Source organism: Polynucleobacter sp. 35-46-11 (genome assembly GCF_002281105.1).
In genome coordinates this window covers 1-7,685 of the sequence record NZ_NCFJ01000090.1, presented here as the reverse complement: position 1 = coordinate 7,685, position 7,685 = coordinate 1, and the positions used below count along the sequence as shown (strand labels likewise).

Here is a 7,685-nt window from a genome sequence, read left to right as displayed (position 1 = left end):
GAATCAAGCAAAAACTAAAGGGATTGAGCCCGGTAAATTACCGAACTCAATCCCTCGTGCTAACCTAATTAAACTGTCCAACTTTTGGGGGTCAGTTCATACGGGGTGGTTTTTTCTTTTGGATTGTGCTCGAAGAAATATTTTTTGATCTCTTGGGTAATGTTTTGACGAGAATGTTTGCGCTTTTCCAGTAAACCAACTTTCCTATAAATGGTTTTTCCCGGTAGTTCAGATATTGTTAGTTGACGGTCGTTTTCCCAGGCAATGTTTGCCAGCTTGGGAACAATCGAGTACCCAAGACCTTGTCTAACCAATTCAATAATTGCCTCGACTGAATTCAGTTCCATGCCCTCTTGAATATTTAGCTTATTAGCTCGAATGGTTTGGTCAACCAGATGGCCCGTCCAGGTATTTCTCTCAAAACGCATAAATGGGAGTGCACTTACAAGCTCTTTGGGCGTAGAACCTTTTTTATTTTTACGGGCGGGAGAAATCAAAACCATTGGCTCTGTATATAACTCTGTCCACTGAATATTCTGGGGTAGGGCGTAAGGGGATTCGGTCACAATGGCCGCATCGAGGCTTCCCTCAATCACTTGTTCTAAAAAGTCACTAGAAAGGCCTGCAATGAGCTTGATTTCAAGCTCTGGGAAATTCTGCTTCAGTTCATTCAGTGTGTTTCCAAATGCACCCATTAAGGTTGAAACGAGCGCCCCCAAAACAATAGTTCCACTCAGTTCGGATTTAAAACTAGAGCCAAGGGCTTCGTAACGTGCAATGATTTCCTGGATAGGTTCTACTAAGGATCTGCCGTGGTGGTTGAGAGTCATAGAGCGCTTAGTTCGATCAAAAAGATCAATGCCAATATCGGCTTCCAGTTGTTGTAACTGTTGCCCTGCGGCAGCAGCAGTAAGGCCTATTTCACGCGCAGCGGCTGCCACGCTTTTGTGGCGTGAAATGGCTAAAAAGTTCTTAAGTACGCGAATGCTGGACATAGGTTTAAATATAAAGTATTTTTTTATTTCGAAGAAAATTATATTCGATTTATTTTTTACTATCTATAGATATAATCACTCCATGTCTATTCAAGATCTCAAAGTAAAAGTCTGGCGCGGCGCCCAAGAGGGCGAGTTTGTTGAGTATTTGGTGCCTCGAAATCCAAATCAAACGGTGCTTGATGTCGTTACCTATATTCAACGCAAGCTTGACCCAACTCTAAGCTATCGCTTTGCCTGTCGTGTTGGTATGTGCGGCTCTTGCGCTATGACGGTGAATGGGGTGGCTCGTTGGACATGCCGAACCCACGTTTCTCAGATTGTTGAAGGCGATTCCTTAGAAATTGCACCCTTAAATAACCTTCCTGTCATTAAAGATCTTGCAACGGATATGCGAGAGTTCTTTAATAAGTGGAAGGGTGCGGTTGGTTTCTTTAAGGGCGATAAAACCCGTCACGATGATTTTGCAAAAGTGGAGCCAGAGTCGGCCGAGCGCCAACTGGCAAATGCCGGCATTGAGTGCATTGGCTGCGGGGTCTGCTATTCCTCTTGTGAGGTTGTTGAAAAGCGCCCCAACTATCTTGGACCTGCAGCTCTGAATCGTGCTTGGACACTAACAAATGACATACGTGATGTGCAGCAATTAGATCGTTTGCAGGCCGTAGCTGGAGATGAGGGTTGTCATGCTTGTCATACGCAGGGCTCCTGTACTGAGCGCTGTCCCAAGAAGCTGGAGCCAACCGCCAGTATTGCGGGACTTAAGAAGTTGGTGGCAAGAGCGGCAGTTCGTGGCAGTAAGTGGGGCAAGCTATGAGCCAGGCTATTTTGCAGGCCAAACTTTGGTATGCCCAAAGAATTAGTGCCATGATCTTAGGTCTCTGTGTCAGCATCCATCTCGTCATTATTTTTTACGCAATCCGAGGTGGTTTAACTGCAGAAGAGATTTTGGGGCGCACTCAAGGCAATATTGCCTTCGCCATTTTTTATGAAATCTTTGTCTTGGCCTGCTTTGTGCATGCGCCTATTGGCTTGGCTAATATTTTGGAAGAAACCCTCTCCAAAGGATTTGTCTCCAAGACCTTATCTTCGATCCTCGCTGTACTTATATTAATTCTGGGTACTGCAGCCGTTATTGGTGTGTACACCGGAGGTGCTCTATGAGTTCTAGGCCGAAGATTGACTTGCGTGCAAAGAGTCATCTCTCTTATTTTGCCTATGCAAGCCATCGCTTCTCGGGGCTGCTCTTAGCTTGCTTCATTCCTTTGCATTTCTTAATGCTTTCTCAGTCCTTGCGCGGAGCCAGCGGCTTTGAGCGCTATTTAGGGTTGACTGATTTCTGGGTATTCAAATTTGGTGAATGGGCACTCGTCATTTTGCTGGCCATTCATTTGGTCGGTGGAATTCGACTACTTATGATTGAGTTTGGTACATGGCGTGGTCTTCGCAAGGCCTGGACACAGGCAGCTGTCTTATTTGGCATGGCTTGTGGCCTCCTATTTTTGTATTTAGCAAACTGATTGGGTAATGTGATGCAGTTACAAATGAAAGCAGTTGAAGAGGCTTGTAAGGAACTTTATATCCGCGCATTAAAAGTTTTGCCAGATGATGTGAAGTCTGGCATCGAGCGCTTAAATAAAAGTGAGTCCGATGCGCGTGCTCAGGTTGTCTTAAAAACCATGATCACTAACATCTCAGTGGCTGAGCGCGAAGATAATCTACTTTGCCAAGATACTGGCTTACCTATTTACAAGGTAAAGATTGGCCGCAACGTACAACTCGATGGCATGGAGCTCAAGGCGGCGATTCGTAAAGGGTGTGAGCGTGCAACTACTGAATATCCATTGCGTTCTTCTGTAGTTCATCCAATCACGAGAAAAAATAATCACACGTCCTGTGGCATTGACATGCCTGCAATTAGCATTGACTTTTGTGATGATGACCAAATGCTTGAGATTGAGATGGTTCCAAAAGGAAGTGGTTCGGAAAATAATTCCTTTTTAAAGATGGCTATTCCAGCTGATGGAATTAATGGTGTCAAAGCCTTTGTTATCGAAAGTGTTGTTTCTGCCGGAGGAAAGACTTGCCCTCCAACAATTGTTGGCGTTGGCGTTGGCGGCACTTCTGAGCAATGTGTTGCGATGGCTAAGCGAGCTGCAACAAGAGCATTGGGTAGTGTATGTAGTGATGAAGAGGGTGCTAAGTTAGAGCAGGAATTAACTGCTGCTGTGAATAAGTTGGGAATTGGTCCCCAAGGTTTAGGTGGTGACGGCACAGCATTTGCTGTTCATGTAGAACTTGCCCATACGCACATCACATTAAATCCGGTTGCGGTCAATATGCAGTGCCATTCTGCTCGCAGGGCGCGAGCAACTTTCACGCCTGATGGCGTAACCTACGGATTCTAGGAGTAGAAATGGCCCACTACAACCTTCCCACTCCTGTTAGCGAAGCTGATATTCGCAAGCTTCGCATTAATGACACGGTGACTCTGCAAAACACCTTGTTTGGTATTCGGGATGCGACACAGATTCACTTATTTGATAAGGGTAGAAAAACCCGCTTCGATCTAAATGGGCATGCGGTAATTCATACTGCGCCTAATGTACGCAAGGTTCCTGTTAGTGAAGAGTTTCCAGCTGGCTATGAGCCAATTTGTATTGGAACAACTACATCAGATCGTATGGAGCGTTTTACTCATCCATTAATGACTCAAAATGGGGTACGAATGATTGTGGGTAAAGGTGGTATGCGCGAGGGATCTGCGGCAGCCTTTCAGGAGATTGGCGGCGTATATCTTGCAATCATTGGTGGTACGGCAGCGCTCGAGACAACCTGGATCGAACAGATTGAAGATGTTGATATGGATGATCTCAATCCAGAGTCACTCTGGCGTTTTAAGATTAAAGACTTTGGTCCTTTGCTTGTAGCAATGGATAGTCATGGTGGCAGTATTTATCAAGAAGTAAAAAGCGAAGTTGCCCGTAATAAAGAAGCCGTATTAAAAAGCCTGGGAATTCCGTCATGAGCATCGCCACTCTTGAAACCGATATCCTTATCTTGGGCTCTGGTGGGGCAGGACTTTTTGCCGCACTGCACGCCCATCAAACCAATCCAGATCTTCAGATCACCATTGCTGTGAAAGGTCTGCTTGGTAAGTGCGGCTGCACTAGGATGGTTCAGGGCGGTTACAACGTAGCTTTGGCCGAGGGCGACTCAGTTGAGCGCCACTTCATGGATACGATTGAAGGTGGCAAATGGCTTTCAGACCAGGAGTTAGCCTGGACGCTCGTAAACAAAGCGGTTGAACGTATTCATGAGCTTGAGAATGAGCTTGGTTGTTTCTTTGATCGCAATCCAGATGGAACGGTGCATCAAAAAGCATTCGCTGGACAAACCTTTGATCGCACAGTTCATAAAGGTGACTTGACTGGTATTGAAATTATTAGTCGACTAGCCGAGCAAGTATGGGCTAGAGGAATTCATCGACTTGAGGAGCATAGGGCGGTTGAGCTAATCCATAGTGCTGACGGAAAGTCGCTGGCTGGAGTGCTCATGCTGAATATGCAGACTGGTGAGTTCACGCTGGTACGGGCTAAGGCGGTGCTCTTGGCTACCGGTGGTGGGCCAACAATGTATAAGTATCACACCCCGTCAGGCGATAAGAGTTGTGATGGCTTAGCTATGGCACTTCGTGCTGGGCTCACTCTGCGTGATATGGAGATGGTGCAGTTTCATCCAACAGGTCTGTTAGCGGGTCCTGGCACCAGAATGACCGGAACCGTTCTTGAGGAAGGCTTGCGTGGTGCAGGCGGATATTTGCTTAATGGCAATCACGAGCGATTTATGGGTAACTATGATCCACGTAACGAGCGTGCTACACGAGATATTGTTTCGCGATCTATTAATTCTGAAATCAGGGCAGGTAGAGCAACGCCGAATGGTGGTGTCTATATTCAGATGAGCCACCTTGGTCCTGATAATGTCCGTAAGCAATTTAAAGGCATGGTTGAACGATGCGCCGATAGTGGCTTTGATTTGGCGGGTGATCTTGTAGAGGTAGTTCCAACCGCCCACTATATGATGGGTGGCTTAGTCTTTAAGAAAGACTGTAGTACTGACTTGCCAGGGCTGTTTGCTGCTGGTGAGGACACGGGCGGCGTGCATGGCGCGAATCGCTTGGGAGGCAATGGTGTTGCGAACTCAACAGTGTTTGGGGGCATTGCAGGAGAGTCGATGGCGCATTGGGTTTCCTCACAGCAGTTCAGGGATTGCAATATGAATGAGGTCATGGCGAGTATTCAGGAGCATGAAGCGCCATTGAAAAGAGAACCTGGTGATATTGAGGCAATTCGAGATGCACTAGCTGAGTGTATGTGGGATCACGTTGGTATTTCAAGAACCAAAGAAAGCTTAGAACGTGCTCGTCAAACCTTGAAGCAACTAGCATCTCAATTAAACCAAATGGGTGTTGGTGGTATTCAAAGGGAATACAGCAATACTTGGCAGGATTGGATGAACTTAAAAAATCTTATTTTGGTTAGTCAATCCGTAATAGAAGCGGCTATTGCTAGAGAAAACTCGAGGGGAGCTCACTATCGTGAAGATTTTCCTGAGGCAGGATCACTTGAAAAATCGTATTACACCGCAGTTAGCATTAAGCACCAAGAGTTAAGGATTCAAAATCTTCCCGTGCAATTCACGATGATTCAGCCTGGTCAAACTATTTTGGTTGAGGCTTAACTATTTTTGACTTGATTGAACCCATTCAATACATATTTGCACTCTTAATTATTTTTGGTGCGTATTTTATTTTCGGGATTTCTGGATTTGGTTCATCGATCATTTCAGTGCCCTTGCTTGTACTCATGTATCCACTGCAATCTGTAGTGCCGATGATGGTCATCATTGATATTTGTGCGTCTATGTACATTGGCAAAAAATCTTCTCAAGATGCCAATTTAAAAGAGCTCAAATGGTTATTTCCATTTAGTCTGCTCGGGATGATTTTGGGAATTGTGCTATTGGTGGAGGCACCTAGTGACCCTCTTTTAATCATATTAGGGTGTTTTGCTGCAATCAACGGGGCTCGTGTCTTGTGGCAAAGAAACTCAGAAATGACCGATCCTATTAATAGGTGGTGGGCTGCACCATTTGGATTTTTTGGAGGTGTTTTCACTGCGTTATTTGCCACCGGTGGGGCAATTTATGCATCCTATTTAGGGTTACGTATCGGTGATCCCAAGATCGTACGGGCGACTATGGCGTTTGCAATATTGATACTAACCTCATTACGCCTAACTTTTATGCTGATTACTGGATTGATTCTGAGTTGGCCAGTGATTGGATTGGCTATCTGCTTAATGCCTGCAACTTTCCTTGGCATTTGGGCTGGAACACACGTTCATACTAAGTTAAACAAGATGGCCATGCAGGTAGCTTATGGCACCATTTTACTTTTTTCGGGAACTGCTTTATTGGTGCGCCAGTTATTTTGATATGCTTTACGACAGCCATGATTAAAAGTTCAGGATACTCTTCAGAAGTATCCTGAACTAATCATTATTGGGCCTGGATATTGCGAGCCTTTAGAACTTTTCCCCAGTTGGCTGCTTCATTTTTAATTTGAATATCTAGTTGCTCCTTAGGAGTATTCGTAATTGCCGTGAGTCCGTTGATTTCGAGACTTTTAAGCATTGCATCTGATCCCAACGCCTTTTGAGTTGCTAAATAGATCTTTTCTTGAATGGCCTTCGGAGTGCCAGTTGGTGCAGCTAGCGCATACCAGCCCAAATTAACAAATCCTGGAATGGCTGCTTCTGCAACAGTGGGAACATCTGGTAATTGTGGAACTCTTTTACTGCTGGTAATGGCTAGAGCTTTAATCTTTCCAGCCTTTGCAAAGCCTGCCGCCGCCGGAAGGTTACCAACCATAAAGTCGATTTGCCCTGAAACCAAATCATTTAGAGCTGGCGCCTCACCTTTGTAAGGCACATGGGTAGCGGTAATTCCCGCTGAGTAAATGAAATTTTCTCCTGCCATGTGAACTTGACTACCAATTCCAGCGGAGCCAAAAGTCAGTTCTTTAGTTTTTGCTAGGGCGATCAACTCTTTTAAGTTGCTTACAGGGAGGTTAGGATTAACTGATACCAGCATTGGGCCGCCAGCCACTGCTGAAACATAAGTCAGGTCGGTAGCGTAATTTAAAGGAAGTTTTTTATATAAAAAAGGATTGACGGTCATCATGCTGCCTGAGGCCAGCAATAAGGTGTAACCATTGGGAGGTGCGTTCGCAACGACTTCGGCGCCAATATTGCCTCCAGCACCACCTTTGTTTTCTACAATGACATTTTGACCAAGAATAGTAGTCATCTGCTGGGCCAAAATTCTTCCAAGAATATCGGTAGTGCCACCAGGAGCAAAGGGAATAATTAATTTAATGGGTTTATCTGGCCAGCTCTGAGCGAGCGCAATTGAAGGGGTGGCAATGCACGTCAGCGCTCCAAGGCCAATGATTGCGCATCTAATCAAGCTAGTTATTTTTGTACTAAACATCTTGCTCCTCCAGTTTTATTAGTGTATTTACTTTGCCGATCATTTTGTTAGATCAATGCTATTTACAAGCGGTAAGCATAATTTCTATCAAAAAAATTGCAGGTTATCTAAATCATCTATATGATATGGATATATCTT

10 protein-coding genes are annotated in these 7,685 nt (G+C 45.1%); 8 read left to right on the top strand and 2 right to left on the bottom strand.

Annotated elements, in window-relative coordinates:
• Positions 1 to 2: 2 nt before the first annotated feature.
• Positions 3 to 68, top strand: a complete 66-nt coding sequence (locus B7Y67_RS19490) for an IS3 family transposase (protein ID WP_363926692.1) — start codon at positions 3 to 5, stop codon at positions 66 to 68.
• Here B7Y67_RS19490 and B7Y67_RS08325 read toward each other — a convergent pair whose 3' ends face one another.
• On the bottom strand, positions 69 to 995 hold the full coding sequence (locus tag B7Y67_RS08325) for a LysR family transcriptional regulator (RefSeq protein ID WP_293598239.1): 927 nt from the start codon (positions 993 to 995) through the stop codon (positions 69 to 71).
• Positions 996 to 1,077: 82 nt separating this feature from the next.
• On the opposite strand from B7Y67_RS08325, the gene B7Y67_RS08320 reads away from it, so the two are divergent.
• From B7Y67_RS08320 to B7Y67_RS08290, 7 genes are read left to right on the top strand one after another with little or no spacing between them, the layout of a single operon-like run.
• Entirely contained in the window at positions 1,078 to 1,809 is a 732-nt protein-coding gene (locus B7Y67_RS08320; RefSeq protein WP_293598238.1) for a succinate dehydrogenase/fumarate reductase iron-sulfur subunit, read from the top strand.
• Complete coding sequence (locus B7Y67_RS08315) at positions 1,806 to 2,156, top strand: succinate dehydrogenase (RefSeq protein ID WP_293598237.1); 351 nt, start codon at positions 1,806 to 1,808, stop codon at positions 2,154 to 2,156. Before B7Y67_RS08320 ends, B7Y67_RS08315 begins: the two co-directional genes overlap by 4 nt.
• A complete protein-coding gene (gene sdhC, locus B7Y67_RS08310; protein ID WP_293598236.1) occupies positions 2,153 to 2,512 on the top strand; it encodes a succinate dehydrogenase, cytochrome b556 subunit in 360 nt (119 codons plus the stop codon). The genes B7Y67_RS08315 and sdhC overlap by 4 nt, the downstream gene beginning before the upstream one ends.
• A gap of 12 nt (positions 2,513 to 2,524) precedes the next feature.
• On the top strand, positions 2,525 to 3,400 hold the full coding sequence (locus B7Y67_RS08305; RefSeq protein WP_293598235.1) for a fumarate hydratase: 876 nt from the start codon (positions 2,525 to 2,527) through the stop codon (positions 3,398 to 3,400).
• A gap of 8 nt (positions 3,401 to 3,408) precedes the next feature.
• On the top strand, positions 3,409 to 4,020 hold the full coding sequence (locus B7Y67_RS08300; protein ID WP_293598234.1) for a fumarate hydratase C-terminal domain-containing protein: 612 nt from the start codon (positions 3,409 to 3,411) through the stop codon (positions 4,018 to 4,020).
• Complete coding sequence (locus B7Y67_RS08295; RefSeq protein ID WP_293598233.1) at positions 4,017 to 5,735, top strand: FAD-binding protein; 1,719 nt, start codon at positions 4,017 to 4,019, stop codon at positions 5,733 to 5,735. The genes B7Y67_RS08300 and B7Y67_RS08295 overlap by 4 nt, the downstream gene beginning before the upstream one ends.
• 11 nt (positions 5,736 to 5,746) lie before the next feature.
• Positions 5,747 to 6,490, top strand: a complete 744-nt coding sequence (locus tag B7Y67_RS08290; RefSeq protein ID WP_293598232.1) for a sulfite exporter TauE/SafE family protein — start codon at positions 5,747 to 5,749, stop codon at positions 6,488 to 6,490.
• A gap of 64 nt (positions 6,491 to 6,554) precedes the next feature.
• Here the strand turns inward: B7Y67_RS08290 and B7Y67_RS08285 are convergent, their stop codons facing one another.
• On the bottom strand, positions 6,555 to 7,547 hold the full coding sequence (locus tag B7Y67_RS08285; protein WP_293598231.1) for a tripartite tricarboxylate transporter substrate binding protein: 993 nt from the start codon (positions 7,545 to 7,547) through the stop codon (positions 6,555 to 6,557).
• Positions 7,548 to 7,685: the final 138 nt, after the last annotated feature.

Coding starts and splice junctions, on each gene's coding strand:
- B7Y67_RS08320 (WP_293598238.1), top strand. CDS start 1,078: ATGTCTATTCAAGATCTCAAAGTAAAAGTCTGGCGCGGCGCCCAAGAG.
- B7Y67_RS08325 (WP_293598239.1), bottom strand. CDS start 995: ATGTCCAGCATTCGCGTACTTAAGAACTTTTTAGCCATTTCACGCCAC.
- B7Y67_RS08300 (WP_293598234.1), top strand. CDS start 3,409: ATGGCCCACTACAACCTTCCCACTCCTGTTAGCGAAGCTGATATTCGC.
- B7Y67_RS08305 (WP_293598235.1), top strand. CDS start 2,525: ATGCAGTTACAAATGAAAGCAGTTGAAGAGGCTTGTAAGGAACTTTAT.
- sdhC (WP_293598236.1), top strand. CDS start 2,153: ATGAGTTCTAGGCCGAAGATTGACTTGCGTGCAAAGAGTCATCTCTCT.
- B7Y67_RS08315 (WP_293598237.1), top strand. CDS start 1,806: ATGAGCCAGGCTATTTTGCAGGCCAAACTTTGGTATGCCCAAAGAATT.
- B7Y67_RS08285 (WP_293598231.1), bottom strand. CDS start 7,547: ATGTTTAGTACAAAAATAACTAGCTTGATTAGATGCGCAATCATTGGC.
- B7Y67_RS08295 (WP_293598233.1), top strand. CDS start 4,017: ATGAGCATCGCCACTCTTGAAACCGATATCCTTATCTTGGGCTCTGGT.